Genomic DNA, 15,062 nt, shown 5'->3' with positions numbered 1-15,062 from the left:
GTGCAGCTCACCCGCAGCCTGACGCTGACCGACGCCGTGTTCGTCGGGCTCGGCTCGATGATCGGCGCCGGAGTGTTCGCCGTGTTCGCCCCGGCCGCGGCGGCGGCCGGGTCCGCGTTGCTCGTGTCGCTGGTGATCGCGGGCGCGATCGCCTGCTGCAACGCGTTGTCGAGCGCCTGGCTGGCCGCCCGCTACCCGCAGTCCGGCGGCACGTACGTCTACGGCCGCGAACGACTCGGGCGCGTGTGGGGCGACCTGGCGGGCTGGGCGTTCGTGCTGGGCAAGACGGCGTCGTGCGCCGCCATGGCGTTGACGGTAGGCGCCTACGCGGGCTGGCCGAAACCCGTCGCGGTCGCGGCGATCGTGGCGCTGACCGTGCTGAACCTGACCGGTGTCCAGAAGTCCGCGCTGGTCACTCGCGTCATCGTGATCGCTGTGGTGTTCGTGCTGGTGCTGACGTCCGTCACGGCGCGAGGAGCTGTGCAGCCGGCGGAGTTCCTGCCCACAGGAATCCTTCCCGCCGCCGCGCTGCTGTTCTTCGCGTTCGCCGGCTACGCGCGCATCGCGACCATAGGAGAGGAGGTGCGCGAACCCGCAAGGACGATTCCACGCGCCGTGGTCGTCTCCTTGGGCATCACACTGGTCGTCTACGCGGTCGTGGCCGTGGTGGCGCTGAACGCGTTGGGTGCTGATCTGGCTTCGTCGACCCTGGCCGACGTGTCGCCGTCGCTCGCGCCCGTGATCCGGGTGGCCGCGTGCCTGGCCGCTTTGGGCTCGTTGCTCTCGTTGCAGCTCGGGGTGAGCCGGACCGCGCTGGCGATGGCGCGCGACCGCAGGCTGCCGGGGTTCATGGCCGACCTGCGCTGGGCCGAGATCGCCACCGGACTCGTGGCGATCGGGCTGGTGCTCACCGTCGACGTCACGCGCGCGATCGTGTTCAGCTCGTTCTGCGTGCTGCTCTACTACGCGATCGCCAACGCCAGCGCGTGGACGCTCGGTAAGCGCGTCGTGCCCGCGATTGGGCTGGCAGGGTGCTTGATCCTCGCCGGTGCGGTGCTCTGGCAACTTTGAAGGCTCCCCGCCCTGTACGGGCTGTGTGGGGATTCTCGGCTCAGGCTGCCTGCTCGTCCGGCGGACGAGCAGGTCTTGTGCCGTCATCACCGACCGGGTTCAAACCTGCCAGGATCAGCATTATCGCTGCGGAGTTCTTGTCTCTGGGAGACACGGCCCCGCACGACGTGCAGGTGTAGGTCCGTTCGTGCAGTGGCAAGGCGTGCTTGGCTCTCGCACCGCATGCCGCGCAGTCCATCGTGGTGTGTTTCGGGTCCACCAGCCGCAGATCGCGGCCGTGCTTGCGGGCCATCGTGATCAGCTCACGCTTGGTGGCGCCGATCGCGGCGTCCGCGGCTTTGCGGGCCATAGCGCACTTCGCCAGGAATTTCGGCCGGAAGTTTTCCACGGCTAGCGCGTCATGGTCGCGAACAACCTGCTTGGCCCATTTGCGGCCGGTGTCCTGTCGTCGTCGGGCGACCATCTTCTGGATCTTCGCCGCTTGCCGCTTGGCTGCGTGGTAGCCCTTCGAGCCGGGCCGGCCCTTCGCCGGGCGGCGACGGGCCATCATCCGCTGATACCGCGCCATGCCCTTCGCGGCCTTCTTGCCGTGCTGAGGGTGCGGCAGGTCGTAGGCGTCGCTGGTGGTGGTGGCGAGTTCCTTCACACCCCAGTCGATGCCGATCACCCGGCCGGTCAGGGGCAAGGCCTGGACGTGTGTCCGGACGACGAAGGAGCAGTACCAGTGGCCGAGGTTGTCGTGGTGAACGCGCACTGACGACGGCGCGGCGGGCAACTCCCGCGACCACAACGGCCTCACCGCGATTCCGCCCGCCAGTCGTAGTACTCCGTCGCGCAACCGGAACCCGCGTTGGGTGTAGTTGAGTGTCGGCTCGGCCAGGGATCGCTTCTTGAAGTGCGGCATCCCGGCGCGCTGCCACTGCGGTACCCGCTCCCGTACGTCCTTGAGCGCCTTGGCGCGCGACCCACCGAAATCTCGGACGACCTGCTGCTGGGCAACCGACGAGCCTGCTCGCAACCACTCATGCTCGGCACGCCAGCCTGTCAGGAGTTTGTCCAACTGTGCCGGACCGCACGTGCGCGGGTAGCCAGGATTCTCGCGGTTGTACGCATGGGTCTCACGCGACCGCGCCACGCACTGGTTCCACACCCATCGGCAGCGATCCCACTCGGTCAGCAACATGCGGCGCGCGGACGAAGACAGGCGCAGCCGGTAGGTGTACCGGGCCACACTCGACTGCTCCGCCATGCAGGTGACCATGTCGAACAGATGTTCACCCCGATCGGGTGATCGCGCTTCTGGCAACTGTGATGTGGCCCAGGTCACCTTTGATCGCGTAACGTGCGTACGGTGAAAGTGGGAACCCCCGCAGAGTCGCGGCCCGCCGAGCGCCGAGTCGCCTGCGTACCGGAAACGGTGACGTCGCTGGTCGACGCTGGACTGACCGTGCACGTACAGGAAGGCGCCGGGCGTCACGCCCACGCCCTCGACGCCGCGTACCGCGCGGCAGGGGCGACGGTGACACCCGAGGACCCGACGTCGGAATCCGACGTCGTCGTGTCCGTGCAGCCGTTGACCATCGACCAGGCCTCCGCGTTGAAACCTGGCGCCATCACCATCAGCTTCCTGCAGCCGGCCAATGAGCGAGCACTCCTGGAGGTCTACCGCGACCGCCGGGTGACGTCGTTCAGCTTCGACCTGCTGCCCCGCGTGACCAGGGCCCAGAGCGCGGACGCCCTGTCCTCGCAGGCTTTGGTGGCGGGCTACCGGGCCGTCCTGGTCGCCGCCGAACGACTACCGCGCTTCCTGCCGATGTTCACCACCGCCGCCGGCACCGTGCCGCCGGCGAAGGTGCTGGTGCTCGGAGCCGGAGTCGCCGGACTGCAGGCGATCGCGACCGCGCGCAGGCTCGGCGCCGTCGTCGAGGCGTACGACGTGCGCAAGGCGGCGGGGGAGGAGGTCCGCAGCCTCGGCGCGAAGTTCCTCGAACTCGAACTGGAGACCCAGTCCGGCGTCTACGCGTCCGTGCAGTCCGAGGAGTTCCTGGAACGCCAACGAGAACTCATCGGCGAGCACGTGGCGGCGTCCGACGTCGTGATCACCACGGCCGCCATCCCCGGCCGCAAGGCCCCGGTCCTCGTCACGACGGACATGCTCAAGGCCATGGCGCCCGGCTCCGTCGTGGTCGACCTGGCGGCGGAGTCCGGCGGCAACTACGCGGGATCCGTTGCGGGACAAGAGACCTGGGTCGGTGACGTGCTCGTGCACGGCGCGTTGAACCTGCCGTCGTCCATGCCGGTGCACGCGAGCAAGCTCTACTCGCGCAACGTGCTGAACCTGCTCAAGCTCATGATCGCGGACGGAGCCGTGGCGCCGGACCTCTCGGACGAGGTGCTCGACGGCTGCTGCCTCACCCACGACGGTCAGATCCGCAAGGAGTCGCCGTGATCGACCTGCTGACGATCTTCGTGCTGGCCGTGTTCGTGGGCTTCGAGGTGGTCTCGAAGGTGTCCACGATCCTGCACACACCGCTGATGTCCGGTGCGAACGCCATCCACGGCGTGATCCTGGTCGGCGCGATCCTGATCACGGGGTCCGCCGAGAGCACGCTGGAGCTCGTGCTGGGGTTGGTCGCGGTCTTCCTGGCCACGGTCAACGTCGTCGGCGGGTTCGTGGTGACCGACCGGATGCTGGAGATGTTCAAGAGATGACGGTCCAGCTGATGTACCTCGTCGCGTCGGTGTGCTTCGTCCTGGCGCTGAAAGGCCTGAGCTCGCCCAAATACGCGCGCTACGGCAACTTCATCGGCGCGTTCGGCATGCTGGTCGCCGTCGTCACCGCGTACCTCCACGGCGTCGTCCACAACGGACTGTGGATCCTGATCGCCATCGCACTCGGTGTCGTCGTGGGCATTCCGGCCGCGCGCTCGGTGAAGATGACGGCCATCCCGCAGATGGTGGCGCTGTTCAACGGCGTCGGTGGCGCGGCGGCGGCGTTGGTGGCGCTGGCGGAGTTCTTCGCGGTGCCGGACACGACGGTGATGTTCCGGCTGGCGACCGTGCTGACGGTGCTGATCGGCTCGGTCAGCTTCTCCGGTTCTGTGGTCACGTTCCTGAAGCTGCAGGAGCTGATGACGACCCGCCCGGTGTTGTTGCCGGCCGGGCAGCAGCTGGCGATCGCGGCCGGTGTCTCGTCGGTTGCCCTGTGCGCGTTGACGATGGCGGTGCCGAACGGGTTCCTGCTGTGGTTGCTGGCGGTGGTCGGGCTCGCGCTCGGTGTGCTGTTCGTGCTGCCGGTCGGCGGTGCGGACGTGCCGATCGCGATCTCGTTGCTCAACGCGTTCACCGGCCTCGCGGTCGCGGCGTCGGGGTACGTGCTGGCGAACACGCTGCTGATCGTCGCGGGCACGCTCGTCGGCGCGTCCGGCACCATCCTGACCCGGTTGATGGCGCAGGCGATGGGGCGTTCGCTCGCGAACATCCTGTTCGGTGCCTTCAAGGCGACAACCGTTGTCGCGCAGGGGGAAGAGCAGCGGACGGTCAAGTCGGGCACGGTCGAGGACGTCGCGATCCTGTTGGGATACGCGAACAACGTCGTCGTGGTGCCCGGTTACGGACTCGCCGTCGCGCAGGCGCAGCACGCCGTGCGGGAACTCGTGTCGCAGCTCGAACGGCGTGGGGTGTCGGTGGCGTACGGGATCCATCCGGTCGCGGGGCGCATGCCGGGGCACATGAACGTGTTGCTGGCCGAGGCGGACGTGCCGTACGAGCAGCTCAAGGAGCTCGACGACGTCAACCCCGGCATCACGTCGGTCGACGTGGCCGTGGTGGTCGGTGCGAACGACGTGGTGAATCCGGGTGCGCGGGACGAGCCGTCCAGTCCGATCTACGGCATGCCGATCTTCGACGTGGACCGCGCGAAGTCCGTGGTGTTCATGAAGCGCTCGATGCGGCCGGGTTTCGCGGGCGTGGACAACGAGTTGCTCTACAACCCGAAGACGACACTGCTGTTCGGGGACGCGAAGGACTCGCTCACGAAGCTTCTGGCGGCGGTGAAGCAGCTGTAACCAGCAGTTCGGTGACCTCGGCCGCGGACAGGGCGGGCAGCAGCCCGATCACGCCGTCCGCGCCGGCCTGGCGCCAGTGCTCGGCGTCGGTGAGGGTGTGCACCTCGTCGACGCCGAACCGCACGCCGAAGCCGTGCACGGTCGAGATCAACGCGCGCATCGCCTGGTGCAGCGGGGAGTCCGGGCTGGGCGCGGGCGCGCGGGTGATCACCGAGCGGACCGGTACCTCGGTCAGCACGGCCAGTTCGTCGTGGCCGCCGCGGAACCCGTCCAGGGCCGTGACGATGCCGCTGTCGTGCAGCACCGCCATGTTGTCGTCCCCGGCCAGCACCGACGAGATGTCGAGCGCGATCCGGAGCCGTTCGGGCGGGAGGCCGGTCTCGTCGAGCGCCCGTTTGACGTCGGCGACCAGGTCCTCGTCGCGGGACTGCAAGGCGCCCAACGCGATGTGCAGCGTGGGCGCCCCGTCACCGAACTCCTCGACCCATCTCGCGGCCTGAGCGCACGCCTCGCGCAGCAACCACCTGCCGATCGGCAGCGACAGGCCCGTCGAGTCGGCCAGCGCCATCGTGTCGTTGTGGCTCAGGTCGTCCCAGTGCAGCCGGGCGACGGCGCCGAGCACCTCATGCGTCTCCAGGTCGTGCACCGGCGCGTAGACGATCTCGATCTCGCCGTGCTCCCACGCGCCCGGCATGGACGCGGCCAGCGCGTACTTGCCTCGGCGGCGCGCGTCGTCGTGCGGGTCGTGCAACGCCCACTGCCGCTTGCCGCGCGCCTTCGCCTGGCGCAACGCGGAGTTGGCGCAGCGCATCAGTTCGGAGGCGGTCGCGAACGACGGCGGGCGGTCGACCACGCCGATGCTCGCCGACAGCGCGATGCCGTGATCGTCCACAAAGGTCGGTTCGCCGAGCGCGTCCTGGATCTCCTCGACCGTCGAGGTGACGTGGTCCGAGACCGTCATCAACGCGAACTCGTCTCCGCCGATGCGCGCCACCACCGCCTTCTTCTCGGCGGCGAGCTTGCCCAGGCGGCCCGCGACGATCTTCAGCAACTTGTCGCCGGTCTCGTGGCCCAGGCCGTTGTTGACGACCGAGAACGCGTCCAGATCCAGGTGGTACAAGGTGATCGGCTCGCCGTCGAGCTGCCGTTCGACCTGGGAGATGAAGTGCTGGCGGTTCGACAGGCCGGTGAGCGAGTCGTGCAGCAACTGGTGGTCGAGGTTGCGCTGCAACAGGTGCAGCTCGCTGATGTCCTCGACCATCGTCACGTGGTGGGTCGGCCGGCCGTCCGCGTCGCGCAGCACCGAGACGACGAGGTGCACCCACACCGGCTCACCGTCGGCGCGGATGAGTTTGCGCTGGTCGCGGAACCTGTCGAGGTGGCCTTCGCTCACCTTGCGGTACGAGGAGCCCAGGGCGGCCAGGTCCTCGGGGTGGTAGAAGTCGCGCAGGTCCCGGTTCGTGAGGTCGTCGCCCGACCCGAGGCCCACGATCTCGGCGAGCGTGTCGTTCGCTTCGACGCACCTGCCGGTGAGGTCCGTGATCGCGATGCCCAGTGCGGCGGAGTCGAACACCTCCTGGAACCGCGCCTGGCTGACCTTCAGCGTGCGTTCGACCCGCTGCTTGGCCCGCACTATCGCGACTTTGATCTGCTCCTGCTGGTCGAACGCGTCCATCCGCATCGCCTGCGCGTACGCGGAGCTCAGCCGGGCCAGCACGGGTAGTTCGAAGGTGGGCGAAAGGACCTCGATCGTGGCCCGCAACGAGTCGGGCCCGGTCGCGTGCAGTGACACCAATCGATAGGCAACCGATTCGGGTGACTCCCGCAGCTCATGCAGCGAATCGAGCAGAGCCTGCTCGATTTCGGCGTGAGACAGCGGGATGTACGCGGTCGACGTCAACGCGTGCATCCAGCGGGCGGCGAGCTCCGGAAGTTCCATCCTGTTCACAGAGCGTACGGATCGACCGCCTCACGGCCAACAACGACAGGCGTACTTACAGCTTCCTGCCGACGGCCGCGTAGATGCCCGCCTTGTCCGGATCATCGGTGTTCGTGGGCTCGGGCCGCCACAACGGCGTCGGCACGATGCCCGGCTCCACCAGTTCGAACCCGTCGAATAGCCCCTCGATCTCGCTCTTCGAGCGCGGGTACATCGGGTTCTGGCTCTTCTTCATGACCTCGACGATCCCGGCCATCTCCTCGGGCTGCAGGTCGTGGGTGAACTGCGAGACCGCGAGGTAGCTGCCCGCGGGCACGGCGTCGCGGTAGGCCGCCACGATCGCTTTCGGGTCGGCCTGCGGTGGCACGAAGTGGAAGACGCCGGCCGTGAGCACCCCGACGGGCAGCGAGAAGTCGATCAGGCCGCTGTGCCGTGCCGCCTGCAGCACCGCCTCGGGCCTGGTCATGTCCTCCTGGATGATCGTCGCGCGCGGGTCCTGCTCCAGGATGAGCTGGCTGTGCGCGACCGCGACCTCCTCGAAGTCCACGTAGACGACGTGCGCCTCCGGGTCGGCCTTCTGCGCGATCTCGTGCACGTTGCCGACCGTCGGGATGCCGGAGCCGAGGTCGAGGAACTGGCGGATGCCCTCGTCGATCATGAACAGCACGGCCCGCCGCAGGAACGCCCTGTTCAGCCGGGCGATCGCGCGGGCGTTCGGCTGGGCCTGCAGGAACTTCTCCGCGAGCGCCCGATCGGCCGCGAAGTTGTGCCCGCCCCCGAGCAGGTAGTCGTAGAGGCGCGCGGCGCTCGGCCTGCCCGTGTCGATGCCTTCCGGAACCCAGGTCACCCGTTCAGCCATGCGCCCAGGCTACTGAGACGACACCCGTGCGCGGCAGTGCAGGGGCCCTATTGGAGCAGCAGAACCGCTGCTATCACTGGAAAGTGTGAATCAGCAGCGTCGCCACGGCGACGCCCAGTGCCGTCCCGAGTCCCCGCGCGACGTTGACGAGCCCGCTCCCGACCCCCGCGGACCCTTCCGGCAGCACGCCCATCACCCGTTTCGTGCACGACGGCGCGATGATCCCGAGCCCGACGCCCGCGACGACGAGCTGAACCACCAGCGGCACAGGCAGGAGCAACGCCACACCCGCGATCAGCACACCGACCTCGATGCCCGGTCTGCTCAGCAACGTGGCCGCGATCGCGAACCCTAGCGGCAACGCGGCCACCGTGAGTCCTATATGTGCCAACGGTTGTTGCAGGGTGAACGGCAGCAACGTCATAGGCGCGAACAACGCGGCGTAGGTGAGCAGCACACCCGCAAGCCCAGGCAGCACCTTCCACGTCGGTTTGCCCTTGTCACTCCTGGTCTTCGTGCGGGGCAACAGGTAGTGACCCGCGATCATGGCCACGACCCCGATCGGCACGTTGATCGCGAACACGGCCTGCCACCCGAAGTTCTCGGTGAGGTACCCGCCGAGCAACGGTCCCGCCGCCAGCCCGGCCGCCTGCGCCGCGGCCTGGACACCGAGCGCCTTGCGTCGCTTCTCGGGCGCGACCGCCGTCGTCACCAGCGCGACGCTGTTGGCCTGCAACATCGCCGCTCCCACGGCCTGGGCGACCCGAGCCGCGATGAGCGCGTCGAACCCCGGCGCGTACACGCAGGCGATGGACGCTCCCGTGAACAACGCGAAGCCGTAGATGTAGACGATCTTGCGCCCGACCCGGTCGGCGATCCTGCCCATTGGGACGAGCAGACCCACGAGCGTGATCAGGTAGCTGAGCGAGATCCACTCCGGATCGGCGTGGAAGTGCGCGCTCATGGCGGGGAACGCCAGCGTGACGATCGAGGCGTCGAGCTGCCCCATGAACGCGCCGAAGCAGACCGTCGCGATGACCAGCCACGGCGCGTACGACCGACGCGCGATCCACGCCGGCCGGGGCGACTCCGTGACGAACCAGTTCATCGTAAGCCGATTATATCTGACACCGAGCTATTGCCGTGAGTTCAGTAGTATTTCCGCATGTCAGACGAAGCTCGCACGCTCACCGACGTCGTCACTCGCCTGCGCCGGGCGTTGCGGACGAGCATCCGGGCCGACTGGCCGTGGGAATCCCTGCCGATGGCGCAGGTAGAGCTGCTGCAGACCCTCGCGGAGCGCCCGCCGATGAAGGTGGGCGACCTGGCCGCCGCACTGCGCCTGGCCCCCAACACCGTGTCCGGCCTGGTGTCCCAACTGATCGACTCGGGCCTAGTGGTCCGGGGCGGAGACCCCAAGGACAGGCGGGTAGCGCGACTATCCGTCTCACCCCGTGGACACGAACAGCTGCTCGTGTGGCAGCGCGAACACGAGAAGCGGATCGGCGCCGCCCTGGGCAAGCTGGAGTCGTCCGAGCGCGAGGACGTCGTGCGCGCGCTGAAGGCCCTGGACCACCTGGTGGAGCACCTTGCCGAACCCTCAGCCTGATCCTGGCCTCCGTTTCGTCGCGCTCGTGTCGCTGGGCGGCGGGCTCGGCGGGGTGGCGCGCTACGGGCTGTCGTTGCTCGTACCGGGGGCCTGGGGGCTGTTTCTGATCAACGTGCTGGGGTCGTTCCTCATCGGTGTGCTGATGGGGACCGTGCCCCGGCCGTTGGTGCGGGCGTTCTTCGGGGTCGGGGTGCTGGGCGGGTTCACGACGTTCTCGTCCTATGCCGCGTCGTGGTCTTGGGCGCTGTTGGCTACGCCCGTTTGTGCTGTGCTGGCGGCGTTTCTCGGGTTGCGGGTGACTCGGTGACCGTGCTGGTGGTGTTCCTCGGTGCTGCGCTCGGGGCTCCGGCTCGGTACCTGCTGGACCGGTTCGTGCAGTCGCGGCACTCCGTGGATTTCCCGTTCGGGACTCTGGTCGTGAACGTCGTTGGGTGCTTGTTGATCGGGTTTGTCGTGGGGACGTCCTGGATGCCGCTGCTCGGGGTCGGGTTCTGCGGAGGGCTGACGACGTACTCGACGTTCAGCTACGAGACGGTGAAGCTGCTGGAGGCGGAGAAGTACCGGTCCGCCTTGCTGAACGTGGTCGTCAGCGTTGTGCTGGGCGTTGGTGCGGCGGCTGTTGGTCTGGCCCTGGCGCGCTGACCGCTCCTATTCGAAGACGTCGAAGCCTCTGTTGGTCCATCGGGTCAGGAGGGTGGCCATGTCCTCGGACATCGCCGCCGGAGGTCGCCAGGAACCGGTACCGCGGCTGGTGACGAGCTCGCGAAGGTCTGCTGTCAGCTCGAACGGCGGGTCGGAGAGGTGGTCGGCCAGCCTCTCGAGATAGGGCAGGCACAGCAGGTACTTGAGCTCGATGCCGAGCTCGTCGTGCGGTGTGAGCTGTGGTGACCAGGCCGGGTCGTACGTACGGGCCCAGCTTTCGTGGGAGATCCACGACGAGCCGGACTTGCGCGCGATCACGCGAACCAGCTCCGCAGCTTGCGAGCGATCGAGTGACGAGGCCAGAGGAGACAACAACGTCGTCGCCGGCGACGGGAGGATGCCGCCGAGGTAGGTGTGGTGTTCGAACAGGACACGCGCACCGTGGTCGCCCACGAACACCGTGAGGTCGTCCAGGCTGTCCGTCTGTTGCTGGAAAGGCCAGCGTCCGAGCGCCGCGTACCGGCCGCCCTCGCGCTGGAAGATCTGCCGCAGTGCGCGTTGCAGTTCCGGAGGGCCGCAGCTGATCATTCCCCGGACGAAGCTCCCGAACGTGGAGTTCCCCTCCCCGTGGAGCTTCGCGGCCTCGTCCAGAAGCGCGCCGTGGGCGAAGCCGGTGTTGGCGGGCAGGCTGTGGCCCAGGCACATCTGCAGGGGAACGTCTTCCTTGATCAGCAGGAACACCCGGGAGTAGGTCACGCGGTCGTCGGCCGGGACGGACATCGCCTCGTGCAGGCAGGCGCGGGTGATCCTGTCCACGACGTCCGGCCGAGGGGTCACGTACTGAAGCGCGCTCGCCGCGAAGCTCGTCCTGCCTTCCGCCAGCGCCAGCACCAGGACCTCGTCGGCGCCGTCGTCCACGTTGCGGTCGTGCAGCTGCAGCGCGATGCGGGAGATCACGTCCCACGCGCCCTCGGTGATGTGCGGTCGCAGCGCACCCCACAGCGACGACGCGTCGGTGTGCTTGCGCACCATGCGTTCCGCGGCGAAGTACTCCATGAAAGTGCGGTGGGTGAAGCCGAACAGAGGCTCGTTGCGGGTCGCGCCCACGTCGGTCAGGATCCAGGCGCGGCCGGTGCAGAACTCGGCGAACTCCTCGGCCGCCGCGGAGGCGTCGTCGGTGTCGAAGGACTTCGAGACGAGGTACTCGGAGAGCAGACGGACGATGCGGCTGCGGGGGAGGGCCCGGCCCGAGGTGCTGGTGAACAGGAACCACGCCAGGTGCTGAACGGCTCCGCGCAGACGGCCCTGGAACTGCACGGGTGGCGCTATGCCCCGCATCGAGTCCCAGCGGTCGAAGAGCATTACGGCGCAACGCTCGTAGACCGCGGCGAGGTTGCGCGGCAGGTAGTGCTCGCTGGAGTACATGGTGCACAAGAGGGCCAGCAGCAACGGGTTGCGGCGGAGTTCGGCGATCTCGGCGCTTTCCGCCACGAACGACTCGGCCAGCAGTGCTCGGCGGGCCGCAGGAGTGGCGGCGTCCAGGGCGAACCAGCTGGACACGTAGGCCGTGACCTGGTCGGTGTCGAACTCGTCGACGGTGCCCTGGGTGAACAGCGAGGAGCTCAAAGGGGCTTCGGAGTAGCCGACCTTGCGTGCGGTGACGACGATCGGCGTCAGCGGGTACTGGTGTGCGAAGCCCTCGATCAGACGCACGACCCGGCGCCGCAGTTCGGGCTCCACGAGTTCGTCCAGGCCGTCGAGGATCACGACCGCGCGGCCGTTGCGCAGCAGGTATTCCACGCCGTCGCGCGGTGGGGAGAGGTTGTACGGGTCGCAACAGACCTGTTCCAGGTACCTCAACAACTCGCGGCCGCCCTGGCGGAACCACGGCGTGAAGTCGCGCAGCACCAACAGGAACGGGACGCGGTCGTCCGAGAGAGCCAGGTCGTGCGCGAGCTTCGCCGCCAGCGTCGACTTGCCCGCGCCCGGATCGCCGAGCAGCACGGTGCGCCGGCCGGGCAGGCTCAGGTCGTCGACCGAGAGGTTGGGGTTCAGCGTCGGCCGCACGTAGAGCTCGCGGTACGGCACGGTGCGGCTGACCCCGATGTGCGGCAACCGCATCTCCGCGTGCGCGGCGACGACCTGGGCGCGCAACTGGCCGGCGTAGGAGTGGAAGTCGGCCAGCGACGGCGCGCGGCGCAGCAGCAGGCGGTTGTGCGTGGCGGCGCTCGCCAAGTGCGCTACCGACACGGCGGTCGGGGTGTCGAGGGCGTCCGCGCGCAACGGTTCCGCGTCTGCGAGGGCGGTCAGCACCGCCAGCGGGTCACCGGAGACGCCGGCATGGCGAAGGCCCTGCACGATGTGCTCGCGGAGGTCGGCGAAGAGCGTTGTGTCGAGTGAGCCGCGCATCGCCCTCCACAGCACGACCTGGCGTGCCACCTCCGCGAAGTCCGGGGACTCGAGGTAGGTCAGCAGCACCGGGTCGACGCCGGGCGGCGGGGGAGGGACGAGCTGGGAGAGCTGGGTGGCGAGCTGGTTCTTGACGGACACCACGATGCGGCCGACCGCCGCGTCCACACTCGCCACCCAGACCTCCAAACGTTCGTTACGAAACGTCCTTCAGCCGGGATAGCACATCGGGCAGCGCCGCGGTGTGCACTACGCCGAGTCGTTGCGTCGCGCGGGTCAGTGCGACGTACAGGTCCGACGCCCCGCGTGGCGACTCGGCGAGGATGCCGGCCGGGTCGACCACGACGACCGAGTCGAACTCCAGGCCCTTGGCGTCGGTCACGCCGAGCACCACGACCTGGGCCTCTTCCAGTTCGTTGCCCACCGACGAACTCGGCACCGCGGCGGCGATCGAGGAGCCGACGGACGGCAGCAGCGCGGCCGGCACGATCACCGCGACCTTGCCGTCGCCCACCGCCGTGACCTCGCGTGCGATCAGCGCGGGCACCTCGGACGAGAGCGACGACACCGCGGACACCCAGGGGGCCACGCCGGTCTCCCGCACCGACGTCGGCGGCACCAGGGAGGCGTCGACGGAGGCGAGCACGTCCGCGGCCACCTCCATGATCTCGGCCGGCGTGCGGTAGTTGACCGTCAGCTCCGTGAGACGCCAACGGTTCTGCACGTACGGCGACAGCACGGAACCCCAGGAGGTCGCACCGCCGATGTCACCCGTCTGCGCGATGTCACCGACGACCGTCATGGACTTGCTGGGGCAACGGCGCATCAACGTGCGCCACGCCATCGCCGACAGCTCCTGGGCCTCGTCCACGATGATGTGGCCGAACGTCCAGGTGCGGTCTGCCGCGGCACGTTCCGCGGCGGTCTCGTAGCGGTCGACGCCGTGCCGCTCGGCCAGGCGGTACGCGTCCATCAGGTCCGTGGCCGTCAGCATGTCCGGGTCCGCGTCGTCGTCCAGGTCGAGGATGTCGAGCACCCCCTGCGCGTACTCGACGGCCTGGCGGCGCTGGCGTTCGGCGCGGGCCTTGGCCTCCGTGTCGTCCTCACCGAGCAGTTCGGCGGCCTCGTCCAGCAACGGCACGTCGGCCGGCGTCCAGTCGTCGTGGGAACGCTGCAGCAGATCGCGTTCCTCGCGGGTGAACTTCACCATCGCGCGGTTGCGGCGCTTCGGGTTCCGGTAGAGCTCCGAGAGCAGCGAGAACGGCGTCAGCACCGGCCACAGCGACGAGATCGCGGCCTGCACCTCCGCGGACTCGCGCAGCTCGCGGCGGATGTCGTCCACGTCCGCCTTGTCGAGCAGGTGCCCGCCGAGCCTCGACACCACCATGCCCGACAGCGACGAGATGATCTCGCGGGCGAACGTGCGGCGGGCCTCGTTGTGCGGACGGCGGGTCCGGCGGGCCCTGCCCCGGGCCTCGGCGATCACGCGCCGGTCCAGGCGCAGCACGTCGTTGTCGAAGCGGATCTCGACGGACGGCGGCGCCTCCTGACGGTCGCGCACGGCCGCGGCGATCACGTCGGCCATTTCGAGACGACCCTTGACGGCGGCGGCTCCCGCGGATTCGCGGCCCGTGGCGGTCAGGTTCGGGTACAGCTCGCCGACCGTGGACAGGAGTACGCCCGTCTCACCGAGCGACGGCAGCACCTGACTGATGTACCGCAGGAACGTCGTGTTCGGGCCGACCACCAGAACACCGCGTTTCGCCAGCTGTCGACGGTGTGTATACAGCAGGTATGCGGCTCGGTGCAGCGCCACGGCGGTCTTGCCCGTGCCCGGTCCGCCCTGCACGACGACGACGCCGTTGAGCTCGGACCGGATGATCTTGTCCTGCTCCGCCTGGATCGTCGCGACGATGTCGCTCATCTGGCCGGTGCGCGACTCGTTCAGCGCCGCCAGCAGGGTCGCCTCGCCGGTCAGGCTGTCCTTGGCCGAGCGGTCGACCGAGTTGATGTCGAGGACCTCGTCGTCGAGACCGATCACCTTGCGCGAGCGGGTCCGCAGGTGCCTGCGCCGCCGAACGCCGTCGGGGGAGGCGGCGGTCGCGAGGTAGAACGGCCTGGCGGCGGGCGCCCGCCAGTCCATCAGCAGCGGCTCGTAATCCTTGTCCTCGTCGAACAGACCGATTCGGCCGATGTAGAAGCGGTCTTCGTTGTGGAAATCGAGCCGACCGAACGCGAGTCCGTTCTCGACCGCGCTGTACTGGGTCAGTTGATCTGTGTACATCGCGACGGAGGTGTCGCGCTCGGACCGCATCTGGTGCGTGCCGCCGGTTTGTCGCAACGATTGTGCGAGTCGTTTCGACGTCTGTTCACGGAGGTCGTCGAGCCGGCCGTACAACATGGCCACGTATTCCTGCTCCGGCTCCATTTCGGCGAGCCGGAGGTCATCGGAGGGGCTTGACAACT

13 protein-coding genes are annotated in these 15,062 nt (G+C 68.5%); 7 read left to right on the top strand and 6 right to left on the bottom strand.

The annotated features are described in order from the left end of the window. Entirely contained in the window at positions 1-1,071 is a 1,071-nt protein-coding gene (locus PV646_RS42185; protein ID WP_500348498.1) for an APC family permease, read from the top strand. Between the two features lie 40 nt (positions 1,072-1,111). On the opposite strand, the gene PV646_RS42180 is transcribed toward PV646_RS42185, so the two are convergent. Further along, positions 1,112-2,320: an RNA-guided endonuclease InsQ/TnpB family protein gene (locus PV646_RS42180; protein WP_500348496.1), complete on the bottom strand. Its 1,209-nt coding sequence runs from the start codon at positions 2,318-2,320 to the stop codon at positions 1,112-1,114. A gap of 102 nt (positions 2,321-2,422) precedes the next feature. Here PV646_RS42180 and PV646_RS42175 point away from each other — a divergent pair, with 102 nt between their 5' ends. From PV646_RS42175 to PV646_RS42165, 3 genes are read left to right on the top strand one after another with little or no spacing between them, the layout of a single operon-like run. Continuing rightward, positions 2,423-3,520 (top strand): NAD(P) transhydrogenase subunit alpha, encoded by a 1,098-nt coding sequence (locus PV646_RS42175; RefSeq protein WP_500348494.1) that lies wholly within the window; start codon positions 2,423-2,425, stop codon positions 3,518-3,520. Then, complete coding sequence (locus PV646_RS42170; RefSeq protein WP_211335646.1) at positions 3,517-3,783, top strand: NAD(P) transhydrogenase subunit alpha part 2; 267 nt, start codon at positions 3,517-3,519, stop codon at positions 3,781-3,783. The genes PV646_RS42175 and PV646_RS42170 overlap by 4 nt, the downstream gene beginning before the upstream one ends. Continuing rightward, the gene (locus tag PV646_RS42165) at positions 3,780-5,138 is read left to right on the top strand and encodes an NAD(P)(+) transhydrogenase (Re/Si-specific) subunit beta (RefSeq protein WP_500348493.1); all 1,359 of its coding nucleotides are present in this window, start codon (positions 3,780-3,782) and stop codon (positions 5,136-5,138) included. Before PV646_RS42170 ends, PV646_RS42165 begins: the two co-directional genes overlap by 4 nt. On the opposite strand, the gene PV646_RS42160 is transcribed toward PV646_RS42165, so the two are convergent. From PV646_RS42160 to PV646_RS42150, 3 genes are all read right to left on the bottom strand, one after another. Further along, positions 5,104-7,077, bottom strand: a complete 1,974-nt coding sequence (locus PV646_RS42160; protein ID WP_500348491.1) for a putative bifunctional diguanylate cyclase/phosphodiesterase — start codon at positions 7,075-7,077, stop codon at positions 5,104-5,106. The genes PV646_RS42165 and PV646_RS42160 overlap by 35 nt on opposite strands. A 55-nt stretch (positions 7,078-7,132) precedes the next feature. Beyond that, positions 7,133-7,936, bottom strand: coding sequence for an SAM-dependent methyltransferase (locus PV646_RS42155; RefSeq protein WP_500348490.1), 804 nt, complete (start codon positions 7,934-7,936; stop codon positions 7,133-7,135). A 73-nt stretch (positions 7,937-8,009) separates the two neighbouring features. Beyond that, positions 8,010-9,044: an MFS transporter gene (locus tag PV646_RS42150; RefSeq protein WP_500348488.1), complete on the bottom strand. Its 1,035-nt coding sequence runs from the start codon at positions 9,042-9,044 to the stop codon at positions 8,010-8,012. 57 nt (positions 9,045-9,101) lie between these two features. Here PV646_RS42150 and PV646_RS42145 point away from each other — a divergent pair, with 57 nt between their 5' ends. Genes PV646_RS42145 through crcB form a run of 3 tightly spaced genes read left to right on the top strand, consistent with a single transcriptional unit; the run spans position 9,102 to position 10,187 of the window. Beyond that, positions 9,102-9,545, top strand: a complete 444-nt coding sequence (locus tag PV646_RS42145; RefSeq protein WP_189159962.1) for a MarR family winged helix-turn-helix transcriptional regulator — start codon at positions 9,102-9,104, stop codon at positions 9,543-9,545. Between the two features lie 25 nt (positions 9,546-9,570). After that, on the top strand, positions 9,571-9,852 hold the full coding sequence (locus PV646_RS42140; RefSeq protein ID WP_500348486.1) for a fluoride efflux transporter FluC: 282 nt from the start codon (positions 9,571-9,573) through the stop codon (positions 9,850-9,852). Then, entirely contained in the window at positions 9,849-10,187 is a 339-nt protein-coding gene (gene crcB, locus PV646_RS42135; RefSeq protein WP_500348485.1) for a fluoride efflux transporter CrcB, read from the top strand. Before PV646_RS42140 ends, crcB begins: the two co-directional genes overlap by 4 nt. Before the next feature lie 6 nt (positions 10,188-10,193). Here crcB and PV646_RS42130 read toward each other — a convergent pair whose 3' ends face one another. Both PV646_RS42130 and PV646_RS42125 read right to left on the bottom strand, forming a co-directional pair. Continuing rightward, positions 10,194-12,773 carry an NACHT domain-containing protein gene (locus PV646_RS42130; RefSeq protein ID WP_500348483.1) on the bottom strand — a complete coding sequence of 860 codons (2,580 nt, stop codon included), beginning with the start codon at positions 12,771-12,773 and terminating at the stop codon, positions 10,194-10,196. A 19-nt stretch (positions 12,774-12,792) separates the two neighbouring features. After that, positions 12,793-14,997, bottom strand: coding sequence for a HelD family protein (locus PV646_RS42125; protein ID WP_500348700.1), 2,205 nt, complete (start codon positions 14,995-14,997; stop codon positions 12,793-12,795). Positions 14,998-15,062: the final 65 nt, after the last annotated feature.

It is taken from the genome of Streptomyces sp. ID05-26A, assembly GCF_033794685.1.
GTDB lineage: Bacteria > Actinomycetota > Actinomycetes > Mycobacteriales > Pseudonocardiaceae > Lentzea.
The sequence above is the reverse complement of the archived record's forward strand: the minus strand, read 5'-3'. Positions and strand labels throughout refer to the sequence as shown.

Bases quoted from the DNA above. Each gene is read 5' to 3' on its own strand.
- PV646_RS42180 (WP_500348496.1), bottom strand. From the start codon at position 2,320: ATGGCGGAGCAGTCGAGTGTGGCCCGGTACACCTACCGGCTGCGCCTG.
- PV646_RS42165 (WP_500348493.1), top strand. From the start codon at position 3,780: ATGACGGTCCAGCTGATGTACCTCGTCGCGTCGGTGTGCTTCGTCCTG.
- PV646_RS42160 (WP_500348491.1), bottom strand. From the start codon at position 7,077: ATGGAACTTCCGGAGCTCGCCGCCCGCTGGATGCACGCGTTGACGTCG.
- PV646_RS42155 (WP_500348490.1), bottom strand. From the start codon at position 7,936: ATGGCTGAACGGGTGACCTGGGTTCCGGAAGGCATCGACACGGGCAGG.
- PV646_RS42150 (WP_500348488.1), bottom strand. From the start codon at position 9,044: ATGAACTGGTTCGTCACGGAGTCGCCCCGGCCGGCGTGGATCGCGCGT.
- PV646_RS42145 (WP_189159962.1), top strand. From the start codon at position 9,102: ATGTCAGACGAAGCTCGCACGCTCACCGACGTCGTCACTCGCCTGCGC.
- PV646_RS42125 (WP_500348700.1), bottom strand. From the start codon at position 14,997: ATGTTGTACGGCCGGCTCGACGACCTCCGTGAACAGACGTCGAAACGA.